Genomic DNA, 22969 nt, shown 5'->3' on the forward strand with positions numbered 1-22969 from the left:
CGGTACGTCAGGTACCGACCGCCGGGGCAGCGCTTGTACGGGGTTCCGCCGGAGGCGGCGGACGGGCCGTTCCCGGCCGCTCCGGCCGTTCCCGACTTCCGGCCGTGAGGATTCGGCTCCGTCCGGCCGCGAGGATTCAGCCCCGCTTGACCGCGCAGAGCAGGCCGTCGCCGACCGGCAGCAGGGACGACTGGAGCACGGTGGACTCCCGTACGGTCCGCAGCAGCTCGCGCACCCGCAGCACCTCCGTGGGCTGGGCCGTGGAGTCCACGGTCCGTCCGTTGGTGAAGACCCCCTCGAAGCAGACCAGCCCGCCGGGCCGCAGCAGCCGCAACGATTCGGCGAGGTAGTCCAGGACCTCCAGCCGGTCGCCGTCGCAGAAGACCAGGTCGTATCCGCCGTCGGCCAGCCGGGGCAGGACATCGAGGGCGCGGCCGGGGATGAAGCGCGCCCGGTTCCCGGTGAACCCGGCCTCGCGGAACGCCTGCCGGGCGAACTGCTGCATCTCCGGTTCGGTGTCCACGGTGGTCAGCACGCCGTCCGGGCGCATTCCGCGCAGCAGATGGATTCCGGAGACGCCCGTTCCGGTGCCGATCTCGGCGACGACCTTGGCGTCGGCGGTGGCAGCGAGCAGCCGCAGCGCGGCGCCGGTGCCCGCCGACACCGAGCGCAGCCCTGCTTCCCGGGCCCGGTCACGGGCCCAGTGAAGGGCTTCGTCCTCGGCGACGAACGCGTCGGCGAACGCCCAGCTCGTCTGCCGGTTGCCGGTAATGACCCTCTCCTGTCCCCGTAGTTGGCGCAACGGTGACTGTATCCGCTGCGCACGGGAACCCGCAGATGGGACCAGGCGTTGTAGAAGCCGGGGGGACCGTATGGATCACGACCAAATGCAGGTCAAAAATGCTTATCCGGAGCTAACGGGCGAGGTGGATATGGTAGGGGCTCTACTGGACACCACCAGAGCCGACAGGGGAGGTGCGGCTGCGGCCGGTGACCGGAGAGTGCTGAAGCGCTTTCGCAGGTCAGTGGGCGAGCCGAAATCCGTGACCAACACCGCTGACCGTTCTCACCCCCGTAGCCCGAAGGGCACGGGAGGTGCGCCCCTCGCCGAGTCCGCCACCACCGCGACCTTCGCCACGGATGCGGATGCGGCGTGGACGCCTCCTACCTGGGAGGAGATCGTCAGCACTCACAGCGCACGGGTCTACCGCCTGGCCTATCGGCTCACCGGTAACCAGCACGATGCCGAGGATCTCACCCAGGAAGTGTTCGTCCGCGTCTTCCGCTCGCTGTCGACGTACACCCCTGGCACCTTCGAGGGCTGGCTGCACCGCATCACCACCAATCTCTTCCTCGACATGGTCCGCCGTCGGCAGCGCATCCGCTTCGACGCGCTCGGCGAGGACGCGGCGGAGCGGCTCCCCAGCCGCGAGCCCTCTCCTCAGCAGCACTTCAACGACACCCACTTCGACGCGGATGTGCAGCAGGCGCTGGACACCCTCGCCCCGGAGTTCCGGGCCGCCGTGGTGCTCTGTGACATCGAGGGGCTGTCGTACGAGGAGATCGCGGCCACCCTGGGCGTCAAGCTGGGCACCGTGCGCAGCCGCATCCACCGCGGCCGCTCGCATCTGCGCAAGGCGCTGCAGCACCGCGCCCCCGCGGCGCGGACCGGGCAGCAGCATGAGGTCGCCGCGGTGGCGCCGGGTGTCACGGCCCCCCGGCTGAGCGGGGAGGTCGGAATCGCGTGACCCGATCAGGCGGTCCGTCCCCCGCCGAGCAGCATCTCGGCGACCGCCTTGCGGCTCTGGTCGACGGTGAGCTGGGGCATGACGCGCGGGAGCGCGTCCTCGCCCATCTCGCCACCTGCTGCAAGTGCAAGGCGGAGGCCGATGCTCAGCGTCGGCTGAAAAACGTGTTCGCCCAGACGGCGCCCCCGGCACCGTCGGAGGGCTTTCTGGCCCGTCTGCAGGGCCTGCCGGCCGCGGGCGGCGATGACGGTATGGGTGGCTCCCCGTTCGGGGGCTCGGGCGTCTTCGGTCCGCGCGATCTGCGCGGCGGGTCGCGGGACGTGCGCGAGCTGCGCGATGTGCGGGAGCCGGAGGAGAGACGGGAGCGGGCGTTCGCCTTCGTGCCCGCGATGCCTCCGGGCACCGCGATCGCACCGGCGGCGTCGGCCCGTGCCTCGCGTCAGCGCGGCTTCCGGATCCATGAGGTCGAGCGCCCCGCTCCGCGCCGCAGGTTCGCCTTCGCGGCGGCCGGAGCGGTCTCCCTGGCGGCCTTCGCGCTCGGCGCGGCCCTGCCGCTGGACGCGGCGGTCGCCCCCCCGGGCAATTCGGCCGACGGCGCCGACACCGCGGTCTCCCCGATGAGCGCCGACACCGCCGTGAACGCGGGCGTGCGGGAGCGCACCCGCCAGGAGGTGGGCCTGCTGGCCACCACGGACACCAGCACGGTCGCCCCGTCCCCGACGGCCACCCCGTACCCATCGTCCCTGCGCCAGCCCGTGGCGGCGCTGAATCCGCTGATACAGCCGATTCTGTCGGTCACGGAGCTGCTGCGGACGTCGAACTCCACGCCCCCGGCCCCCCGGCCGACCCAGATGGAGGTCCCGTCCGGGCCCGCGTCGGGCGGCTCGCCGTACCTCGGGGTCAGCGCACCCCCGAAGTAGCGCGGAAGCGGTACGACGGCGGGCCCGGCGCCCAGTCTCCGGCCGCCCGTGTCTTTGCCGATCATGACAAGGTCTTTTCGTCCGCCCTGCGCGAGCGCCGACGGACCTGATTGAATCGCCTCCGGGCAGCGCGACCCGGAGGCGGCGATGTATGCCCCCGGACGGGTGCGGTCCCTGCCTGTCTGCGGGAACTTGGGGAGATCATGGACGAGCCGATGGCCAAGGCCCCTGGGCCCAAGCCGAAGCCGAGGTGGTGGAGCCGCCCGGCCGCCGCGCGACCCGGCGACCGGCCGAACGACGCGGCGCAGGGCGCCGAGGAGCGTACGGAGGCGGCCGCCGGGCAGGTGGCGCCGGAGCCGGTGGACGACCCGGTGGCGGGCCCGGCGCCCGAGGAGCGGGCGCCCCGGCCGTTGCATGAGCCCGACCCGTACAGCACCCCGCCCTACGGCGGGCCGGGGCCGTGGGCCCCGGCCCCGCCCGTACAGCACCCGGTGGCGACCCCCGCGCAGGGCACGCATGTCCCGCCCGGAATGGCCCAGGCGCCGCCCCAGACGCCTCCCCAGGCGCCCGGGATGACCCCGCCGCACGGCACGCCGGTGCCGTCCGCCGCGGGGCCCGTACCGGGCCAGAGCGCGCCCCCGCCCATGCCGCGGCACCCCGGGATGACCCCTCCGCACGGCACACAGCTGCCTCCGGGCCCCGGAGAGCCCCACCAGGGCCACCAGAGCCACCAGGGCGTCCCCATGGCGCAGCCCGCCCAGGGCGCCCAGTGGGGCGGCTACGACCCCTGGACCGTGGTTCCGCCGCCCGCCGAGCGCGAGCGGAAGACCGTCTCCCGCCGCGGCGCCTGGATCGCCGTCCTGCTGATCGCCCTGGTCGCGGGGTGCCTCGGCGGCGGTATCGGCGCCTACGCGGAGCGGGACCGCGCCTCCGGGGGCGTCGATGTGAAGCTGCCGCAGGCCCCGGTGGAGAAGGAGGCCAGGTCCCCGGGCAGCGTCGCCGGGATCGCCGCCAGGTCGTTGCCCGGCGTGGTGACCATCCATGTGCGCGGCGGCGCGGAGGAGGGCACCGGCACCGGCTTCGTCCTCGACAAGCAGGGCCACATCCTCACCAACAACCACGTCGTCCAGCCCGCCGGCACGGACGGCGAGATATCGGTGACCTTCAACGGCGGCCAGGACGCCAAGGCCGAGGTGATCGGCCGGGACACCGGGTACGACCTCGCGGTGATCAAGGTGGACCGAGTCTCCGGGCTCACTCCGCTGCCGCTGGGCAACTCCGACTCGGTGCGCGTCGGCGACCCCGTCGTGGCCATCGGCGCCCCCTTCGACCTGGCGGGCACGGTCACCTCCGGGATCATCAGCGCCAAGGAGCGCCCCATCACGGCGGGTGGCGAGAAGGAGGACGGCAGCGATGTCAGCTATGTCGACGCGCTGCAGACCGACGCCCCGATCAACCCGGGCAACTCCGGCGGCCCCCTGGTCGACCGCAAGGCGCGGGTCATCGGGATCAACAGCGCGATCCGGGCGGCCGACGAGGGCTCGGGTCTCGGCGGCGGCCAGGGCGGCAGCATCGGCCTGGGCTTCGCCATCCCGATCAACCAGGGCAAGCGGGTCGCCGAGGAGCTGATCAACACCGGGAAGGCCACCCATCCGGTCATCGGCGTCACCCTCGACATGGGCTACACGGGTGACGGCGCCCGGGTGAACACCAAGGGCGCCGGCGGCGGCGCGCCGGTCACCGCGGGCGGCCCCGGCGACAAGGCGGGGATCGAGCCCGGTGACGTGATCACGGAGGTGGACGGCGTCCGGGTGCACAGCGGACAGGAGCTGATCGTGAAGATCCGCAGCCACCGCCCCGGGGACCGGCTCGGGCTCACCGTCAGGCGCGACGGCAAGGAGCGCGCCGCGGAGCTGACCCTGGGCTCGGCGAGTAGCGGCTGACGCCCGTTGTTGGCCCGGCCGTCTCCCGCGCCGCCCCCACCGCCAGGTACGGTATTGAGTGGCCCAGGCCGGGGCCCAGACGTCTTGAGGAGCTGCAAGGTGTTGGACATAGGACCTCTCGAGCTTGTCGCGCTCGTTGTCCTTGCGGTGCTCGTCTTCGGCCCGGACAAGCTCCCGAAGGTGATTCGGGACGTGACACAGTTCATCCGGAAGATCCGGGAGTTCTCCGACAGCGCCAAGGAGGACATCCGTTCCGAGCTGGGGCCGGAGTTCAAGGACTTCGAGTTCGAGGACCTCAACCCCAAGACCTTCGTGCGCAAGCACGTGATGGACTCCGATGAGCTCGGCCTGAAGGAGATCCGTAACGGCTTCGACCTCCGCAAGGAGATGGCGGAGGTCGCCGACGCGGTGCACGGCCGGGAGAGTGATCCGCCGCAGGGCTCTTCAGGGGCTTCCGACACCACCCCGCTGTCCCTGTCCAAGGACGACTCCAGCACGCCTGACCTGCTGCGCAAGCGCGAGGAGCCGAGGCGCGAGGAGCGCCCGCCTTTCGACTCCGACGCCACTTGATCCCCCCGTATGCCCGGCCTGGTTGACCCGTATGGCTATCCTCCCTTTGTCCGGGGTGAGGGTCGCCCGAGGGGGGCGGGCCGCCCACGACGCAGGGCAAACGAGGAGGCCGCGCGCACATGGAGACCACGGGTCGGCTAGGGGAACGAGGGGTGGCAGCGGCCGCGCAGGGGATGCCGGCCGACGCCCGGCGGAGCGTCGACGGCTATCTGATGGCCGCCTTCCCCTGGTACGGGCTTGACGAGGCGTTCACCGGCCCCCGCTGGCTGATGCAGGTGGGGGCGGCCGCGGACGGCATCGTCGAGTACGGCTCGACCGGCCATGGCGAGGAGCCGTCCCTGAAGGTCGAGACCGATATGGACCAGCAGCGCTTCACGGTGGTCGTCACCGTGGCCAGCCGCCCGGGGCGGGACAGCGCCGACGGCACCGGCAAGCTGGAGGCCACCTCGGTCTCCTCGGCCGCCTGGCTGGCCGGCTCCGGTCTGTTGTCGTGCACCTGGCCGACCCGCATGGAGCGGGCGCTGCGCCAGGACTGGCTGGACCAGCAGACCGCGATCGCCTGGGAGCTGGCGGACGACCTGGAGGGCGAGAGCTGGTCGCAGCTGTCGCTCCCGGTGGACGGGGTGCCGACCGACTTCCACTACCGCGAGTCGGAGTACGGCTGGGTGCTGGCCGGTACGGCGAACGAGGACGTGCACATCGGGGCGTACGGGCGCGGGATGAGCGCCTACGGCCTGGGCTTCGCCGTCGTGAAGGACATCGCCCGCTACGACGGGTAGGGGCGTACGTATGGCTCGGGGGCGGTCTCCCCAAGGAAACCGCCCCCGAGCCGTAGGCCGTGGCCGAGCGCGCCCGCTCAGAACTTGTTGCGCGGGGTGACGCCCAGCGACATGCCCGCGAGGCCGCGCTGGCGGCCGCCGATCTTGCCCGCGATCGCCTTGAGCGCGCTGCCCGCCGGGGAGTCGGGGTCGGTCAGCACGACCGGCTTGCCCTCGTCGCCGCCCTCGCGCAGCCGTACGTCGATCGGGATGGAGCCCAGCACCGGCACCGTCGTCCCGGTGGTCCGGCTGAGCCCGTCGGCGACCGCCTGGCCACCGCCGGTGCCGAAGACGTCGACCATCTCGTCGCAGTGCGGGCAGGGCAGCCCGGACATGTTCTCCACCACGCCGACGATCTTCTGATGGGTCTGGACGGCGATGGCGCCGGCCCGCTCGGCGACCTCGGCCGCGGCCTGCTGCGGCGTGGTCACCACCAGGATCTCGGCGTTGGGCACCAGCTGGGCGACGGAGATCGCGATGTCGCCGGTGCCCGGGGGGAGGTCGAGCAGCAGCACATCGAGATCGCCCCAGTAGACATCGGCCAGGAACTGCTGGAGTGCGCGGTGCAGCATCGGCCCGCGCCAGACCACCGGGGCGTTCCCCGGGGTGAACATCCCGATCGAGATCACCTTCACGCCGTTCGCCGACGGCGGCATGATCATGTTCTCGACCTGGGTGGGCCGTCCGTCGGCGCCCAGCATGCGCGGCACCGAGTGGCCGTAGATGTCGGCGTCCACCACGCCGACCTTGAGCCCGTCCGCGGCCAGCGCGGCGGCCAGGTTGACCGTCACCGAGGACTTGCCGACCCCGCCCTTGCCGGAGGCCACCGCGTACACCCGGGTCAGCGAGCCGGGCTTGGCGAAGGGCACCTCGCGCTCGGCCTGGCCACCGCGCAGCGAGGCGGCCAGCTCACGCCGCTGCTCGTCGCTCATCACCTCGAGATCGACCGTGACTCCGGTCACACCCTCGACCCCGGCGACCGCCGTCCGCACATTGCTGGTGATCGTGTCCCGCATCGGACAGCCGGAGACCGTGAGATAGACCACCACGGCGACCGAGCCATCCGCCGCGATCTCGACGGATTTGACCATGCCGAGTTCGGTGATCGGCTTGTGGATCTCCGGGTCGTTGACCGTCGCGAGCGCGGCGCGTACCGCGTCTTCGCTCGGCGCTGGGAGGGTGTCGGTAGCCATACGGAGATGGTACGGCGCCGTGGGTGGGGCGCGGACGGTCGTCAGCGGTCGCGTTCCTCACTCGGCCGGGGTTCGCCGTGGCCGCCCGGCCGCGGGGCGCTCCGGCCGCCGTCCGGCCCCTGGCGCAGGTCCGCCAGCTGGTCGCGGAGCCAGTCACGGGTGGCCACCTCGCCCAGGCCCGTCCGCAGCGCCGCGATCTCCCGGGTGAGGAACTCGGTGTCGGCGATGGACCGTTCGTTCTGCTTGCGGTCCTGTTCGAGATTGACCCGGTCCCGGTCGGCCTGCCGGTACTGGGCCAGCAGGATCAGCGGGGCGGAGTACGACGCCTGGAGCGACAGCATCAGCGTCAGGAAGATGAACGGGAACGGGTCGAACCGCAGCCGCGGCGGCGCCAGGATGTTCCAGAGCAGCCATAAGGCCACGAAGGCCGTCATCCAGGCGATGAACCGCCCGGTGCCCAGGAAGCGCGCGATCCGCTCCGACGCCTTGCCGAACGCCTCGGGGTCCCAGCGCGGCAGCGGGCTGCGGCGCCGCGCCTTGGGCCGGTCCAGACGGCCGCCGTCACCGTCCATCGGCGGCCTCCGGCAGGGCCATCCCGGCGTGCAGCTCGCGCTCCCGCCAGTCGGACGGCAGCAGATGGTCCAGGACGTCGTCGACCGTCACCGCGCCGAGCAGCGAGCCGGTCTCGTCCACGACGGGCGCCGCGAGCAGGTTGTACGTGGCCAGATGGCCGGCGACGACGGGCAGCGGGGTGTCCGGCGGCAGCGTCGGCAGATCGGAGTCGACGGCCGCGCCGACGAGGGTGAACGGCGGGTCGCGCAGCAGCCGTTGGAAGTGGATGATGCCCAGATAGCGCCCGGTGGGCGTCTGGTCGGGCGGGCGGCAGACATAGACCTGGGCGGCGAGCGCGGGGGTCAGGTCCTGGTCGCGCACCCGGGCGAGCGCGTCCGCGACGGTGGCGTCCGGGCGCAGCACGATCGGCTCGGTCGTCATCAGACCGCCCGCCGACCCCTCCTCGTACGACATCAGCCGCCGCATGTCCGCCGCGTCCCGGGGGCGCATCAGGTCCAGCAGCCGCTCCTTGTCGGGCTCGGGGAGTTCGGAGAGCAGATCGGCCGCGTCATCGGGGTCCATGGCCTCCAGGACGTCGGCCGCGCGCTCCTCCTTGAGCTTGCCGAGGATCTCCACCTGGTCGTCGTCGGGCAGCTCCTCCAGGACGTCCGCGAGCCGCTCGTCGTCCAGGGCGGCCGCCACCTCGCCCCGGCGCTTGGCGGACAGGTGGTGCAGCACATTGGCCAGGTCGGCGGGGCGCAGCTGGTCGAAGGTGGCCAGCAGGTTCTCCGCGCCCTGCCCCTGCTCCTCCAGCGAGAAGCCGGTGACCGCCGACCAGTCCACGGTCAGCGCCTCGCCGCGGCGGCGCAGCGCGCGGGTCCTGCCGCGGCGGACGAAGACCTTGTCGACCTCCCAGTCCCGGCGCGCGGGCAGCTGGCTCATCGCCACGTCCAGGACCGTCACGGGGTCACCGGTCTCGACCAGCCGCACCGTGCGGTCGAGCAGTTCGCCGAGGATCAGGGTCTCGGTGGGGCGCTGTTCGAAGCGGCGCATGTTGAGCACACCGGTGGTGATGACCTGGCCGGACTCCACACCGGTCACCCGGGTCATGGGCAGGAAGATCCGGCGGCGGCCGATCACCTCGACCACCAGGCCGAGCACCCGCGGCGGGCGCCCGGCCAGCCGCAGCATCGCCACGACATCGCGCACCCGCCCCACCTGGTCGCCGTTCGGGTCGAAGACGGCGACGCCCGCGAGATGCGAGACGAAGACCCGGGGGGTGGCTGCCGGCATGCCCTGCCTCCCCTCGTATCTGGGGCTTCCTTGTCAGGTTTCGTGGTCATTCAAGGCAATGATCCGCTCTTCACCGGGTTCAGGCTAACGTGCCCGCACCTGCCCTGCCGCCGGGCGAGGGCACCGCGGCACCCTGCGGACACCGCGGGACGGCACCGGTACGCTGCCCTACTGCACCGGCATCAGGAGGCAGAGCGGACGTGCGCACCCGGAACAGGGCTGTCGTTGCGGCGATGTGCGCGGGGTTGGCCGCCACGCTCGCCGCGTGTGGCGGCGGCGGTGGGGAGAAAGACCCCGACGCGGGGACCAACGGCGTGGGAAAGCTCCCCGCCACGAAGATCGAGAGCAGGGCCCGTCAGGCGGCCGCCGGCGCGCGGTCGGTGCGGCTCTCCGGCAGCCTCGTCACCAGCGGAGCCACCTACAAGCTGGACATGCGGCTCAAGGCCGACGGCGGCACGGGCCAGGTCTCCACCAAGGGCTCCAGCTTCGAGCTGCTGCGCGTCGGCAAGGAGCTCTACCTCAAGGCCGACGCGGGCTTCTGGTCGCACGACGGCGAGAGTGACGGCGGCGGCGTGGGCAACGCGGCCGGCAAGCTGGACGACAAATATGTGAAGGTCCCCTCCGGCGACCCCTCCTACCAGCGGCTCAGCGGTTTCACCGATATGAAGCTGCTGCTCGACGGATTGCTCGGAATGCACGGCAAGATCGCCACAGGCGACCACGGGCAGGTGGACGGCGTGCGGACGATCAACATCAGCGCCGGTAAGGCCGGTGAGGGCGGTTCGCTCGACGTCTCCCTGGAGGGAAGGCCCTATCCGCTGCGGCTGCAGCGGGCGGGCGGCGCGGGCGTGATCCGGCTCGCGGACTGGAACAAGGGCTTCAAGCTCACCGCCCCGGAGAAGGGCCATGTGCTCGACTACGGGCAGCAGATCCCGGAGACGCCGTAGGCGCGGGTGCGCCTTGTAAGGGCGCGTCCTTACGGCCGTCAGCTTGCTAGGACGCGTCCTTACGGGCGTCAGCTTGCTAGGGCGCGTCCTTACGGGCGTCACGGGCCCGCTTCTTGCGGCGGGTCAGGAGCTTGGGGAGCGCCGCCGGGATCGGGTGGCGGGTGGTCGCCGGGGACGGCAGCGGGGCCGCCGCCAGGGAGCCGGTGGGGTGCTCGGCGAGCGCCCCGGGCGCGGGCTCCAGCCGCAGCACCCGGCATTCATGGGCCCAGCGCTCCGCGATGTGGTCGGCGTCGGCCGCGTTCAGCCGCTTGCCCTTGAGCTCGTCGACCGCCGCGGTCCACGCCTCACCGCCCGGGGCCAGCTCGACCACCCGCGCGGACCAGCTCACCAGGCGCCCGCCCTTGTCCTTGCTGCGCACGGTCACGGTGGCGCTGCCGCCGTCGGCCAGCCCGAGGTCCTTCAGGGGCTGCTCGGCGGGCCCGTCCCCGACGAGACAGACCGCGCCCTCGTGCCAGATGTGCCACAGGGCGCGCGGGGCACCCTCGGTGCCCTGGACCCAGATGAGGGCGGACTTCTTGGCCGCCTCCTCGACAAGGGCACGGTCCATCGGCGTCTGCGTCATGCCGACAGCCTAGGCCAGCCACACCCCCGTCCCAGCCCGTGAAATGTCAGTTCCGTAGCAGGGCCACGCGCCTTACCCTGGCCGCGTGCCCACTGCCCGTGCAGCCCGCGCCTCAGCCCCCACCGCCACGCCCACCGCACCCGGTGACGGTGGCCGCTTCCACAGCGGTCCTGTGGATGTCGCGCTCCTTACGGTCGCCATCGCCGGGGTCTCGCTCTCCGCGCCGCTGGCCGCCGCGACGGTGGCGCCCGCGCTCGCCATCGCCTTCTGGCGCAACGCCATGGCGGTGGGCGCGCTCACCCCGTTCGCCCTGTGGCGCCACCGGGGCGAGCTGCGCGGGATGGGCCGCCGGACGGCGCTGCTGTCGGTCGGGGCGGGGGCGCTGCTCGCGGTGCACTTCGGGGCCTGGCTGCCGAGCCTCCACATGACCTCCGTGGCCTCCTCGACCGCGCTGGTGACCACCACCCCCATCTGGACGGCGCTGCTGCTGCGGCTGCGCGGCCACCGCCCGCCCACGCTCGCCTGGCTGGGCATGGGGCTGGCGATCCTCGGTGTGGTGATCCTCACCGGGGTCGATCTGTCCGCCTCGCCGCGCGCGCTGCTGGGCGACGGGCTCGCGCTGCTGGGCGGGATCGCGGCGGCCGGGTACGTGCTGCTCGGGGCGGAGGTGCGCCGTTCGGTGAGCACCACCGCGTACGCCTACGTCTGCTACACCACCACCAGCGTGCTCCTGCTGCTGACCTGCCTGGTGGCGGGGGCGGAGCTCGGCGGCTACAGCGGCACCACCTGGCTGCGGCTGGCCGCGCTGACGGTCACCGCGCAGCTGCTGGGGCACACCCTCATCAACCGGGTGGTCAAGGGCCTCGGCCCGTCCGTCACCTCGACCGCGATCCTGCTGGAGACGCCGGGGGCGGCCCTGATCGCGGCCCTGTGGCTGGGCCAGATGCCGCCCGTGGCGGCCTACCCGGCGCTCGCGGTGATCCTCGTCGGACTCGGGCTGGTCATCATGGCGGACGGGAAGGGCGCGTCGAACGAACCCGGCTGATGGGCGCGGGCCCGACCCGGCCGATGGGCGTGGGCCCGACCCGGCTGATGGGCGTGGGCCCGACCCGGCTGATGGGCGTGGGCCCGACCCGGCCGATGAGGGCCCGCCCGCCGTCCGGCCCTACAGCCAGCCGTTGCGCTTGAAGCCGCGGTGGATCGCGAAGCAGATGCCCACCGTGACGACGAGCACGGTCGGGTAGCCGAACTTCCAGCGCAGCTCCGGCATGTAGTCGAAGTTCATGCCGTAGATCCCCGCGATCATCGTCGGCACGGCGAAGATCGCCGCCCAGGATGTGATCTTCCGCATGTCCTCGTTCTGCGCGACCGTGGCCTGCGCCAGATTGGCCTGGAGGATCGAGTTCAGCAGGTCGTCGAAGGCCAGTACCTGCTCGTTGACCCGCGCCAGATGGTCCGCGACATCCCGGAAGTACTTCTGGATGTCCGGGTCCACCAGCCGCATCGGACGCTCGCTCAGCAGCTGCATCGGCCGCAGCAGCGGCGAGACGGCCCGCTTGAACTCCAGGACCTCGCGCTTGAGCTGGTAGATCCGGCCCGCGTCGCCGCCCCGCCGGGAGGTCGCGGCGGAGAAGACGTCGATCTCGACCTCGTCGATGTCGTCCTGGACCGCGTCGGCGACCGCGAGATAGCCGTCGACCACCTGGTCGGCGATGGCGTGCAGCACCGCCGAGGGGCCCTTGGCGAGCAGCTCCGGGTCCTGCTGGAGCCGGTGGCGCAGGGCGCGCAGCGAGCCCTGGCCGCCATGCCGGACGGTCACGATGAAGTTCCGGCCGGTGAAGCACATCACCTCACCGGTCTCCACGACCTCGCTGGTCGAGGTGAGTTCGGCGTGCTCCACGTAGTGGATGGTCTTGAAGACGGTGAAGAGGGTGTCGTCGTACCGCTCCAGCTTGGGCCGCTGGTGCGCCTGTACCGCGTCCTCGACGGCCAGCGGGTGCAGCCCGAACTCCTGGGCGATCCCCGCGAACTCGCGCTCGGTCGGCTCGTGCAGCCCGATCCAGGCGAACCCGCCCTCCTCGCGGACCCGCTCCATGGCCTTCGCCGGGCTCACGTGTTCGCTGACCCGCCTGCCGTCGCGGTAGACCCCGCAGTCGACCACGGCGCTGGTGACCGACGGGTCACGCGTCGCGTCGTAGTCGCTGGCGGTACGGGAACGGCGCAGGGCGGGCCGAACGGCTGCACGCAGGTCACGGATCATCGACATGACGGGCTCCTTCACAGGCCGGCCGTCAGCGGCGGGCGCGCGGCGCAACGCGGCACCCGGAAGGTGGACGTACGACATCCCGTGTCCGTACGTCCGCAAAGCGGGCGGCGTTCCGTGCGATGGCGCTGACGGAAGGTTCTTCGGAACTGAACAAAGCGGTACGAAGGCGCTCTACCGTCAGATGCCCTGGATGCGAGTGGGCTTCGCGTGTTTCACCGCCCAGCGGCGGGGTACGGAAGGCTCAGATCATGAAGTCGCATACCAAGGGGAAATGGCGGGAGAACTGTCGGTACTGCACGGTCGACTAGGATCCACCGCAGCCCCACCTCCTCCGGCCGGTCCCCCGTGGGGGACGATCTGTAACTCCCTGGGCAGAGATTAAGGCTATCAGTCGGCAGAACCGTTACGTCGCCGCTTTGCCTGTTCGATACGCGATCTATGCTCACCGCATGTCAGACGTTCTTCAGCTGGTCGAGGCCCGGTTGATCACCGCGCTGGGCGAGCCGGACGCCCGCGCCGCCGTCACATTCGTCGGTACCGACCGCATTGAGGTGCTGCGATTCCGCGATGAGAGCGATGTGATCCGCTACGCCACCCTCGGCATGTCGGACCATCCGATGACCAGCCCGACCGCCGCCGTCGCCGACCCGCTGCGCGGGCCGCGCGCCGAGCTGGTGCTGACCGTAAGGACGGGCGGTTCCGGTCCCGACCTCTCCGTCCTCGACGAGGTGCTCCGCCCGCTCGCCGTGCTGGCCGCCTCGCCCCAGGTCGAGGGGGTCGTGGTGACCCCCGGCGCGTCGCTGGACCTCGGCGGGCCGCTGTGGCCCGGGGCGCCCTTCAGCTCCGTCCTGGTCGCCGAACCGGGCGGCCTGGTCGAGGACTTGGAACTGCTGGAGCCCCTGGAGCCGGTGCGCTTCCTGCCGATGCTGCCGATGACCACGAACGAGGCGGCGTGGAAGCGGGTGCACGGCGCCGGCGCCCTCCAGGACCGCTGGCTGCGGCACGGCACGGATCTGCGCGACCCGGTGCGGACCGGGGTGCCGTTGTCGGACTGAGATCCATATGGAAGCCCCGCAATGCCCCCGGGCGCGGGGCCGTACGGGTACCGCGGCGGGGCCGGACGGGAACTGGTGCGGGAAGTGACCTCCGGACGGGTGATCGTCCTTGACGCGGCGACGACCGGGGAGGACCGTGGGGCCCTATGAGGGGCGAACCCAGTTGCCCGAAGTGCGGTGGCCGGGTGCGAGCGCCCGGTCTCTTCGCCGACTCCTGGCAGTGCGGTGTGCACGGCATGGTGCACCCCCTCCAGCCGGTCGTCCCGCCGAGCGTCGAAGCACTCGTGGTCGTCACCAACCGTGCCCGGGTGCCCGTATGGATGCCGTGGCCGTTGCCCGTGGGCTGGCTGTTCACCGGTGTGGCCTGCGCCGGGGACGATCGCAGCGGTGGCCGCGCCACCGCCGTGGCCTGCTCCGGCCCCGGACCGCTGGGCGGCCCGGGTGAGCTGTTGCTGATCGCCGAGGAGCTGGGCGTCGGCCTCGGCGCGCGTTTCGCGGGCCTCCCGGGGCCCGATCCGGGGCCGGGGATGCGGGTGGACAAGCCGCCGCACGTCAAGGTGCTGGCCGCCGGTCGGCCCACCCCGCTGTGGCATGTCGAGGGCACCCCGGACGACCGCGCGGTCTTCGCGGGCGAGGCGTGCGGGCTGTGGCTGTGGGCGGTCGTCTGGCCCGAGCAGACCGGGCTGCTGATGTATGACGAGATGGTGCTCACCGATCTGCGGGACGCGGGGGCCGAGGTCGATCTGGTGCCCTGCGGGGCGCTCTCCCCGAGGCTGCTCTCGCCCTGAGCCCGTTCGCCTCTGGGCTGGTACGTCATGCATGTGCTGGTACGTCATGCACAGGTCAGGGCCCGTCGACGCGGGCAGGTACGGGCGTGGTTATGCTGGGGCGTCCCCTCGGTCCATCCCGAACGCAGCTTGGAGCCCGTGCCGTGCGCATCGATCTGCACACCCACTCCACTGCGTCGGACGGTACGGACACCCCCGCCGAGCTGGTACGGAACGCCGGCGCCCAGGGTCTGGACGTCGTCGCGCTCACCGACCACGACACCGTCGGCGGCTATGAGGAGGCGACGAAGGCGCTGCCCTCCGGGCTGACGCTGGTCACCGGCGCCGAGCTGTCCTGCCGTCTGAACGGGGTGAGCCTGCACATGCTGGCGTACCTCTTCGACCCGGCCGAGCCCGAGCTGGCGCGCGAGCGCGAGCTGGTGCGCGACGACCGGGTGCCCCGGGCCCGCGCGATGGTCGCGAAGCTGCGCGAGCTGGACGTGCCGATCACCTGGGAGCGGGTGGCGGAGATCGCCGGGGACGGGGCCGTCGGACGGCCGCACATCGCCACCGCGCTGGTCGAGCTGGGCGTCGTGGAGAGCGTCTCGGACGCCTTCACCCAGGACTGGCTGGCCGACGGCGGCCGGGCGCATGTGGAGAAGCACGAGCTGGACCCCTTCGAGGCCATCCGGCTGGTCAAGGGCGCCGGCGGGGTCGTGGTCTTCGCGCATCCGCTGGCCGTCAAGCGTGGCCAGTGCGTACCGGAGAGCGCGATCGGCGAGCTGGCGGCGGCGGGCCTCGACGGTATCGAGGTCGACCATATGGACCACGCCGAGGACACCCGTGCGCGGCTGCGCGGTCTCGCCGCCGAGCTCGGCGTGCTCACCACCGGCTCCAGCGACTATCACGGCAGCCGTAAGACCTGCCGGCTCGGCGAGTACACGACCGACCCCGAGATCTACGGGGAGATCGTGCGCCGGGCGACCGGGGCCTTCCCGGTGCCGGGCGCGGGCGGCTGAGCCCCCGCTCTTCCCTCTGCCTCTCCCTCTGCTCCGTCTTTCCTCCGTCTCCCTTACCGCATCGGCACCCGCACCGCTGCTCGCCCACGCAAGGCCATTCACCGTGTTCGACTTCGCCGTCTTCGGCTCCCTCTTCCTCACCCTGTTCGTGATCATGGACCCGCCGGGCATCACGCCCATCTTCCTGGCGCTGACCTCGGGCCGCCCGGCCAAGGTGCAGCGCAGGATGGCGGGCCAGGCGGCGGCCGTCGCCTTCGGTGTCATCGCCGTCTTCGGCATCGGGGGCCAGCAGATCCTCGACTATCTGCATGTCTCGGTCCCCGCGCTGATGATCGCGGGCGGGTTGCTGCTCCTGCTGATCGCGCTCGATCTGCTCACCGGTAAGAACGACGAGCCGACCCAGACCAAGGACGTCAATGTCGCCCTCGTCCCGCTCGGCATGCCGCTGCTGGCCGGGCCGGGCGCGATCGTCTCGGTGATCCTCGCCGTCCAGCACACCCATGGGATCGGCGATCAGGTGGCGGTGTGGACCGCGATCGCGGCCATGCATGTCGTGCTGTGGGTCACCATGCGCTACTCGCTGCTGATCATCCGCGTGATCAAGGAAGGGGGAGTGGTGCTGGTCACCCGGCTGTCCGGCATGATGCTCTCCGCCATCGCGGTCCAGCAGATCATCAACGGCGTCATCCAGGTGGCCCACACCGCCTGACACGCGCGAGCGCCCCCGTACCGTCTGTACGGGGGCGCTCGACGCTCTGTGCTGCTGGGAGGGCCTTACGGCACTACCGGGCGGCGGTGTCGGCTGGACGGATGTAGATGCGCTGGCCGATTGCGGCGGCCTGCTGCACGATCCGGTTGACGGAGGCGGCGTCTACGACGGTGCTCTCGATGGCGCTGCCATCGATGTCGTCCAGGCGCATGATCTCGAAGCGCAAGGCTTCTCCCTTCGTCTGATCCTCCTGAAGGAGAACTGATGTGTACGGAGTCGCGCAGCGTCGCTGCCGCGCCCTCCTGTACGTGTTCAACCAGAGGGTCCCCCGAAAACATTCCCTACGCTAATAAAATTTTTTCGCAGCCTAAGTATCCGCTGGTAGCCGGGGCAGGGTCCGGTTGTGCCCCTCACGGAGCCGCCCGGAGAATGAACCGCGTATGAGTGAAGCCATGCCTCCGGGCCAACAAGACCTCGCCTCGATCGTCGCGGGCATCGAGCGCACGAACGAGCTGCTGCAGCGCGTACTCGCCGAGGTCGCGACCACCCCCTCGACTCACGCGATCTTCGTGGACGCGGGGTATGTCTACGCGGCCGCCGGGCGGCTGGTCGCGGGCACGGAGGACCGCCGGGCGTTCGAGCTGGACGCCGAGGGGATCATCGAGGCGTTCATCGACAAGGCGCGCATGATCTTCCCGGACAGCAGGCTGCTGCGCGTCTACTGGTTCGACGGCGCCAGGCGCCGGATCCACACCCCGGAACAGCAGGGCATCGCGGAGCTGCCCGATGTCAAGGTCCGGCTCGGCAACCTCAACGCCAACAACCAGCAGAAGGGCGTCGACTCGCTCATCCGCTCCGACCTGGAGTCCCTTGCCCGCCACCGCGCCATCGGCGACGCCGTGCTGATCGGCGGCGACGAGGACCTCGTCTCCGCCGTCGAGGCGGCCCAGGGCTACGGGGCACGCGTCCACCTCTGGGGCATCGAGGCCCTCGACGGGCGCAACCAGGCCGAGCCGCTGCTGTGGGAGGTCGACAGCCAGCGCACCTTCGACCTCGACTTCTGCAAGCCGTATGTCACCCGGCGCGCCACCGGTTACGAGCCGAACGGCGACGCGCCCCTGTGCGGGCCCGCCCCGACCCGGGACGAGGTGCGCTTCGTCGGGGCGCAGATCGCCGCCCAGTGGCTGTCCTCACGCGGCCGTGAGACCCTCGCCGAGCTGTTGCCGGGCCATCCGTATCTGCCCGGCTCCGTGGACCAGGAGCTGCTGATCGACGCGGAGGGGCTGCTGCGGCTCTCGCTGCGCGCCCACGCCGATCTGCGGCGCGCGCTGCGGGACGGCTTCTGGGAGCATCTGCAGGCGCAGTACTGACCCTGCGGGGTTTTGCGCGGTTTTGGGTGGGCTTCGGGCTCAGCCGACGTCTTGGTGCTCAGCCGATGTCGTGCCAGAAGGAGATCAGGGCGTCGGCGGTGGGATGGGCCCGCTCGGCGTTGGGGGAGTGCCCGGCCCCCTCGATCACGGTCCGGCGGGCGGCCAGCCGTCCGGCCATCTCGTCCATCAGCGGCACCGGCCAGGCGTAGTCCGCCTCGCCCGACAGCACATGGACGCGCAGCCGCAGCGCCGCCAGCTCATCGACCCGGTCCGGCTCGTCGGACAGCTGCCGCCCGGTGACGATCAGCTGCTCCGGTACGGTCCCGAGCCAGCGCTGGTGCAGGAACTCCGCCACCCCGGGCGGTGTCGACTCATCGGCGGCCTCGGGTGGATCCAGCTCGCGCATCGCCTGCCATACGGACTCCATGTCCATCACGGTCAGCGCGTCGATCAGCAGCTTGATCCGGGCTCGCTGCGGGGCGGAGATGGCCGCCGGGCCGGAACTCATGATCGTCAGCGAGGCGAACGCCCCCGGGTCGCGTAGTGCGGCGGCCCGCGCGATCAGCCCGCCGAGCGAATGCCCGAGCACATGGACGGGGTCCTCGGTCGCCGCGCTCAGGGCGGTGACCTGCGCGAGCAGGTCCTGCGCCAGCTCGTCCTGGGCGTACGCGGCCTCCTTACGGGGGCCAGGGCTCTCGTGCTGCCCCCGGCCGTCGACGGCGACGGCCCGGAAACCGGCCGCGGCGAGCGGCTCCAGCAGCGCGATGAAGTCCTCCTTGCTCCCGGTGAACCCCGGGACCAGCAGGACGGTCCCGCGCGCCGCCGAGGCGGGCCGCGCGTCATGGACGGCGAACTCGCCGCGCGCGGTCCGGAGACGGTACGCGCGGGCGCTCGCGGGCAGTGTGAGAAAGGGCGGCCTGCTCATGGGACGAGGCTATACAGCCCGCGGGAAACGGCACATGAACGCCCAGGGGCCCGTACCGCGGTGTCGCGATACGGGCCCCTGGGCGTGTTGCTGCGGCGTAGCGCCGTGGTGCTGTTGTGTTGTGCCGGATCAGCTCTCGACCGTGGCCTCGACGGTCTCGGCCGCCTTGGCGCGCGTACGGCGCCGGGGCTTGGTGGCCTCGTCACCCTCGGCGGCCTCGGTGCTGCCTTCGGCGCTCGCGACAGCGGCCTCCGCGGCCGTTGTCGCCTTGGCGCGGGTGCGCCGCGGCTTGGCGGGAGCCTCGGCGGCCTCCGCTTCCGCCTCCGGCTGCACGTCGGCGGTGTCGGCCTTGGCGGCGGCGCGAGTGCGGCGCCGGGGCTTGGCCTCCTCCGTCGTCCCTTCGGCCGTCTCGACGGCGGTCTCGGCCGTCTCGGTGGCCTTACGGGTGCGGCGCCGGGGCTTGGTCGCCTCGGTGGTGCCCTCGGCCGTCTCGACGGCGGCTTCCGCCGCCTCGGTGGCCTTACGGGCGCGGCCGCGCGGCTTGGTGGCTTCGGCGGCCTCGGTGGTGCCCTCGGTGCCCTCGGCCGTCTCGACGGCCTCCGTGGCCTTGACGCGAGTCCGGCGGCGCGGCTTCGCGGGGGCCTCCACGGCCTCCGGAGCCTCCACCGTCGTCACAGCCGTCACTGCGGCTTCCGCCGCCTCGGCGGCGTGCGCGGTGTCCGTGGACTCAGCCATGCCACTCTCGGCCGCCTCGGCGGCCCTCGCGCTCCGCGTGCGGCGGCGGCGCGGCTTGGCGTCGGCCTCGGCGGGCTCCGCCTCCGGCTGGGCCGCCTCCGCCGTGTCGACGGCGGCCGTGGCCGCCTCGGAGCCGGCCGTCGCCGTGCCGCCGCGCGTACGGCGGCGTCGGCGGGGCCGACGGGGCTCGGTGGCACCCTCGGCGGTGTCGGCGGCGGCCTCGGCCGCCTCCGCGCTCTCCGGGGCGCCCGCGCCGTCCTGGGTCACACCGCCACGGGTGCGGCGCCGGACCCGGCGGTTGCGCGCGGGGCGCTCCTCCGCGGCCGGGGCGGCGGCGGCCCGGCCGCGGCCGCGGCCGCCACGGCCACCGGTCTCGCCCAGGTCCTCGACCTCCTCGGCGGCGAGCCCGGCCCGAGTGCGCTCGGCACGCGGGAGCACACCGGTGATGCCCTGGGGGATGCTCAGCAGCTCGAAGAGGTGGTCGGAGGTGGAGTACGTCTCCTCCGGGTCGTTGAACGGCAGGTCCAGCGCCTTGTTGATCAGCTGCCAGCGCGGGATGTCGTCCCAGTCGACGAGCGTGATCGCGATGCCCGAGGCGCCCGCGCGACCCGTACGGCCGATGCGGTGCAGATAGGTCTTCTCGTCCTCGGGCGACTGGTAGTTGATCACATGCGTGACGCCCTCGACGTCGATGCCGCGGGCGGCGACGTCGGTGCACACCAGCACATCGACCTTGCCGTTACGGAAGGCGCGCAGCGCCTGCTCGCGCGCCCCCTGGCCGAGGTCGCCGTGGACCGCGCCGGAGGCGAAGCCACGGCGCGCGAGCTGATCGGCGATATCGGCGGCGGTGCGCTTCGTACGGCAGAAGATCATCGCGAGGCCGCGGCCCTCCGCCTGGAGCACCCGCGCCACGACCTCCGGCTTGTCCAGGGAGTGGGCGCGGAAGACATGCTGCGTGATGTTGGCCACGGTCGCGCCCTCGTCGTCCGGCGCGGTGGCACTGATGTGCGTGGGCTGCGACATATAGCGCCGGGCCAGCGAGATGACCTGGCCCGGCATGGTGGCCGAGAAGAGCATCGTCTGGCGTTTGGCGGGCAGCAGCTGGATGATCTTCTCGACGTCGGGCAGGAAGCCCAGATCGAGCATTTCATCGGCCTCGTCCAGGACGAGCGCCTTGACGGAGGAGAGCCGCAGCTTCTTCTGGCCCGCCAGGTCCAGCAGTCGGCCCGGGGTGCCGACGACCACGTCGACGCCCTTCTTCAGGGCCTCGACCTGCGGTTCGTAGGCGCGGCCGCCGTAGATCGACAGGACGCGGACGGCGCGGACCTTACCGGCGGTCAGCAGGTCGTTGGTCACCTGCTGGCACAGCTCGCGGGTGGGGACGACCACGAGCGCCTGCGGGGCGTCGGTCAGCTGCTCGGGCTTGGCCCGGCCGGCCTCGACGTCCGCGGGGACGACGACGCGCTCCAGCAGGGGGAGGCCGAAGCCCAGCGTCTTGCCGGTGCCGGTCTTGGCCTGGCCGATGACGTCGGTGCCGGAAAGGGCGACCGGAAGCGTCATCTCCTGGATGGGGAACGGGGACGTGATGCCGACGGCTTCCAGGGCCTCGGCAGTCTCGGGGAGGATCCCGAGTTCTCGGAAGGTGGTCAGGATGCTTGCCTCTTCTGTGAGCGCGGCGGGAGGCGGCGAAGGGGGTCGCACGGCGCCCGGGTGCACCGGCCTTGGGGACGGCCGATTCGGCGCGGGACCACGGCCTTCGCTCGAGCGCACACGCCGCGAGCGGGTCCCTCCTGCCATGCGCACAAGAGATGTGCGCCGCGCGGAGGGCGGTCGGGTTTGGAGCCGATCGGGCCACCGACCGGGCATCCGCATTCGTGGAACAACCCGCCGATACTCGACGGGCGCATTTATCACTGTACCCCGTAAGCGCGCATCTGTGACCGGGCTGTCCGATGCGGGGCCTCCGTGGGCATGGCTGACCAGGGCCTTCCCCGGGGCGCGGAGCGGGCTATTGTGCGCTCCATGGAGACGCCTGACACACCTGAGACGCCCGCCGCGACCACCGGGGACCGCGCCGGGGACGACGCAGCTCCGGGGAAGGGCGACGGGGAGAAGGCCCCGGAGCCCACCGGGATCGCCGCCCAGGACTGGGACACGGCGGCCGCCGATCCGCAGTACCGGGCCGCCGTGGTGGATCTGCTCGGCGCCCTCGCGTACGGCGAGCTGGCCGCCTTCGAGCGGCTGGCGGAGGACGCGAAGCTGGCGCCCACCCTCGAGGACAAGGCGGAGCTGGCGAAGATGGCGTCCGCCGAGTTCCACCACTTCGAACGACTTCGGGGGCGGCTCTCGGCGATCGGCGAGGAGCCGACGGAGGCGATGGAGCCGTTCGCGGCGGCGCTGGACGGGTTCCACCGTCAGACCGCGCCGTCCGACTGGCTCGAGGGCCTGGTCAAGGCGTATGTGGGCGATTCGATCGCCAGTGACTTCTACCGCGAGGTCGCGGCCCGGCTGGACTCCGACACCCGCGATCTGGTGGTCCAGGTGCTGGACGACACCGGCCACGCCTCGTTCGCGGTCGAGAAGGTGCGGGCCGCGATCGAGGCCGATCCGCGGGTCGGCGGGCGGCTGGCGCTGTGGGCACGGCGGCTGATGGGCGAGGCGCTGTCGCAGGCCCAGCGGGTGGTCGCGGACCGCGACGCGCTCTCCACGATGCTGGTCGGCGGGCTGGCCGACGGCTTCGACCTGGCGGAGGTGGGCCGGATGTTCTCCCGGATCACCGAGGCCCACACCAAGCGGATGGCCGCCCTGGGGCTCTCCGCCTAGGTTCGAACGACTGCGGAAACGACTACGGAACGGGGGGCTCCGGCGGCCGATGGCACTCCGGAGCCCGGTCGGACAGGGACTGAGGGCCTGTGTCCAAGGGCCTGGGCTTACGGACCTGCGGTCTAACGGGCCTACGGCCTTACGGGCCTACGGCTTTACGCCGGGACCGATCGCCGGCGGCGCGTCCTGGCCGGGCGGATGAGCAGCGACAGCAGCGCCGCCGCGAAGCCGAGCGCGACGATCAGCACGGCCGCCGTGTATCCCGAGCCCAGCACCGTATGGGTCAGCAGAGCGCCCAGAAGCGCGGCGGCGGGGCCGGTGGACAGGACGAGGCGCCGTGCGGGCAGCCTTCGGGGGAGCCGGTTGAGCGCCCCGTACGCGATGACGAGACCGATCAGTACCGAGGCGAGCGCTTCCCAGAACAGCATTGGCGCGTCCTTCCCGTGAGCGGACCGGGACCGATACGTGATCACGAGTCGGTCACGCCCGTCCTACCCGTGCCCGACCGGAGGCAATCCTGCCCATGGGGGTGGTCTGTGGCGCTGGTCGAGCCGGGGGCGTGCGTGCGAGCGCAAACAGCGGCGGGGGGGGGGGGGGTTTTGTTGGAACCGCCCCCCCCCCGCGGGTGGGGTGAAAAAGCGCCCCCCCACACCACCCGGCGGGGGGGGGCGCCGCCCCCCCGCCCGCGGGGCGG

At 72.1% G+C, this 22969-nt stretch carries 22 protein-coding genes and 1 pseudogene; 13 read left to right on the top strand and 10 right to left on the bottom strand.

Going from position 1 to position 22969, the window contains the following annotated elements; translation table 11 throughout:
• Positions 1-136: 136 nt before the first annotated feature.
• Positions 137-802, bottom strand: coding sequence for an O-methyltransferase (locus ACFXB5_RS12720; protein WP_201855255.1), 666 nt, complete (start codon positions 800-802; stop codon positions 137-139).
• Positions 803-932: 130 nt separating this feature from the next.
• Here ACFXB5_RS12720 and sigE point away from each other — a divergent pair, with 130 nt between their 5' ends.
• From sigE to ACFXB5_RS12745, 5 genes are all read left to right on the top strand, one after another.
• Positions 933-1748 carry an RNA polymerase sigma factor SigE gene (gene sigE, locus ACFXB5_RS12725; protein ID WP_262703594.1) on the top strand — a complete coding sequence of 272 codons (816 nt, stop codon included), beginning with the start codon at positions 933-935 and terminating at the stop codon, positions 1746-1748.
• Positions 1745-2668 (top strand): anti-sigma factor family protein, encoded by a 924-nt coding sequence (locus tag ACFXB5_RS12730; protein WP_385206157.1) that lies wholly within the window; start codon positions 1745-1747, stop codon positions 2666-2668. The genes sigE and ACFXB5_RS12730 overlap by 4 nt, the downstream gene beginning before the upstream one ends.
• A gap of 203 nt (positions 2669-2871) precedes the next feature.
• Entirely contained in the window at positions 2872-4611 is a 1740-nt protein-coding gene (locus ACFXB5_RS12735; RefSeq protein WP_385206160.1) for a trypsin-like peptidase domain-containing protein, read from the top strand.
• Between the two features lie 99 nt (positions 4612-4710).
• Positions 4711-5181: a sec-independent translocase gene (locus tag ACFXB5_RS12740; RefSeq protein WP_385206163.1), complete on the top strand. Its 471-nt coding sequence runs from the start codon at positions 4711-4713 to the stop codon at positions 5179-5181.
• A gap of 119 nt (positions 5182-5300) precedes the next feature.
• Positions 5301-5960 carry a hypothetical protein gene (locus ACFXB5_RS12745; RefSeq protein ID WP_201855260.1) on the top strand — a complete coding sequence of 220 codons (660 nt, stop codon included), beginning with the start codon at positions 5301-5303 and terminating at the stop codon, positions 5958-5960.
• A 77-nt stretch (positions 5961-6037) separates the two neighbouring features.
• Here ACFXB5_RS12745 and ACFXB5_RS12750 read toward each other — a convergent pair whose 3' ends face one another.
• Genes ACFXB5_RS12750 through ACFXB5_RS12760 form a run of 3 tightly spaced genes read right to left on the bottom strand, consistent with a single transcriptional unit; the run spans position 6038 to position 9037 of the window.
• Positions 6038-7192, bottom strand: a complete 1155-nt coding sequence (locus ACFXB5_RS12750; RefSeq protein ID WP_385206166.1) for an Mrp/NBP35 family ATP-binding protein — start codon at positions 7190-7192, stop codon at positions 6038-6040.
• Between the two features lie 41 nt (positions 7193-7233).
• Positions 7234-7764 (bottom strand): DUF1003 domain-containing protein, encoded by a 531-nt coding sequence (locus tag ACFXB5_RS12755; RefSeq protein WP_262703599.1) that lies wholly within the window; start codon positions 7762-7764, stop codon positions 7234-7236.
• Complete coding sequence (locus ACFXB5_RS12760; protein ID WP_385206169.1) at positions 7754-9037, bottom strand: magnesium transporter MgtE N-terminal domain-containing protein; 1284 nt, start codon at positions 9035-9037, stop codon at positions 7754-7756. The genes ACFXB5_RS12755 and ACFXB5_RS12760 overlap by 11 nt, the downstream gene beginning before the upstream one ends.
• 200 nt (positions 9038-9237) lie before the next feature.
• Here ACFXB5_RS12760 and ACFXB5_RS12765 point away from each other — a divergent pair, with 200 nt between their 5' ends.
• The gene (locus tag ACFXB5_RS12765) at positions 9238-9984 is read left to right on the top strand and encodes a hypothetical protein (RefSeq protein WP_385206172.1); all 747 of its coding nucleotides are present in this window, start codon (positions 9238-9240) and stop codon (positions 9982-9984) included.
• 76 nt (positions 9985-10060) lie between these two features.
• Here the strand turns inward: ACFXB5_RS12765 and ACFXB5_RS12770 are convergent, their stop codons facing one another.
• A complete protein-coding gene (locus tag ACFXB5_RS12770; RefSeq protein WP_385206175.1) occupies positions 10061-10606 on the bottom strand; it encodes a hypothetical protein in 546 nt (181 codons plus the stop codon).
• Between the two features lie 85 nt (positions 10607-10691).
• Here ACFXB5_RS12770 and ACFXB5_RS12775 point away from each other — a divergent pair, with 85 nt between their 5' ends.
• Positions 10692-11651, top strand: coding sequence for a DMT family transporter (locus tag ACFXB5_RS12775; protein ID WP_385206178.1), 960 nt, complete (start codon positions 10692-10694; stop codon positions 11649-11651).
• Positions 11652-11771: 120 nt separating this feature from the next.
• Here ACFXB5_RS12775 and ACFXB5_RS12780 read toward each other — a convergent pair whose 3' ends face one another.
• Complete coding sequence (locus ACFXB5_RS12780) at positions 11772-12872, bottom strand: magnesium and cobalt transport protein CorA (protein WP_385206180.1); 1101 nt, start codon at positions 12870-12872, stop codon at positions 11772-11774.
• 449 nt (positions 12873-13321) lie between these two features.
• On the opposite strand from ACFXB5_RS12780, the gene ACFXB5_RS12785 reads away from it, so the two are divergent.
• The 4 genes from ACFXB5_RS12785 to ACFXB5_RS12800 all read left to right on the top strand — a co-directional run bounded on the left by ACFXB5_RS12785 (position 13322) and on the right by ACFXB5_RS12800 (position 16422).
• Entirely contained in the window at positions 13322-13927 is a 606-nt protein-coding gene (locus ACFXB5_RS12785; RefSeq protein WP_385206183.1) for a suppressor of fused domain protein, read from the top strand.
• A gap of 146 nt (positions 13928-14073) precedes the next feature.
• A complete protein-coding gene (locus ACFXB5_RS12790; RefSeq protein ID WP_201855269.1) occupies positions 14074-14715 on the top strand; it encodes a DUF6758 family protein in 642 nt (213 codons plus the stop codon).
• A 143-nt stretch (positions 14716-14858) separates the two neighbouring features.
• The gene (locus ACFXB5_RS12795) at positions 14859-15713 is read left to right on the top strand and encodes a PHP domain-containing protein (protein ID WP_385206186.1); all 855 of its coding nucleotides are present in this window, start codon (positions 14859-14861) and stop codon (positions 15711-15713) included.
• Between the two features lie 103 nt (positions 15714-15816).
• A complete protein-coding gene (locus tag ACFXB5_RS12800) occupies positions 15817-16422 on the top strand; it encodes a MarC family protein (protein WP_385206189.1) in 606 nt (201 codons plus the stop codon).
• Between the two features lie 73 nt (positions 16423-16495).
• Here ACFXB5_RS12800 and ACFXB5_RS12805 read toward each other — a convergent pair whose 3' ends face one another.
• The gene (locus ACFXB5_RS12805) at positions 16496-16648 is read right to left on the bottom strand and encodes a hypothetical protein (RefSeq protein WP_020868604.1); all 153 of its coding nucleotides are present in this window, start codon (positions 16646-16648) and stop codon (positions 16496-16498) included.
• 214 nt (positions 16649-16862) lie between these two features.
• On the opposite strand from ACFXB5_RS12805, the gene ACFXB5_RS12810 reads away from it, so the two are divergent.
• The gene (locus tag ACFXB5_RS12810; RefSeq protein ID WP_201855272.1) at positions 16863-17792 is read left to right on the top strand and encodes an NYN domain-containing protein; all 930 of its coding nucleotides are present in this window, start codon (positions 16863-16865) and stop codon (positions 17790-17792) included.
• A 58-nt stretch (positions 17793-17850) separates the two neighbouring features.
• Here ACFXB5_RS12810 and ACFXB5_RS12815 read toward each other — a convergent pair whose 3' ends face one another.
• Positions 17851-18717, bottom strand: coding sequence for an alpha/beta fold hydrolase (locus ACFXB5_RS12815; RefSeq protein WP_385206192.1), 867 nt, complete (start codon positions 18715-18717; stop codon positions 17851-17853).
• Between the two features lie 129 nt (positions 18718-18846).
• A pseudogene (locus ACFXB5_RS12820) lies at positions 18847-21262 on the bottom strand (DEAD/DEAH box helicase).
• A 203-nt stretch (positions 21263-21465) separates the two neighbouring features.
• Here ACFXB5_RS12820 and ACFXB5_RS12825 point away from each other — a divergent pair.
• Positions 21466-22275 (top strand): ferritin-like fold-containing protein, encoded by an 810-nt coding sequence (locus ACFXB5_RS12825; RefSeq protein ID WP_385206195.1) that lies wholly within the window; start codon positions 21466-21468, stop codon positions 22273-22275.
• Between the two features lie 155 nt (positions 22276-22430).
• On the opposite strand, the gene ACFXB5_RS12830 is transcribed toward ACFXB5_RS12825, so the two are convergent.
• A complete protein-coding gene (locus ACFXB5_RS12830; RefSeq protein ID WP_385206198.1) occupies positions 22431-22703 on the bottom strand; it encodes a hypothetical protein in 273 nt (90 codons plus the stop codon).
• Positions 22704-22969: the final 266 nt, after the last annotated feature.

The organism is Streptomyces sp. NPDC059455, assembly GCF_042750115.1.
In the GTDB taxonomy this organism is placed as follows: domain Bacteria; phylum Actinomycetota; class Actinomycetes; order Streptomycetales; family Streptomycetaceae; genus Streptomyces; species Streptomyces endocoffeicus.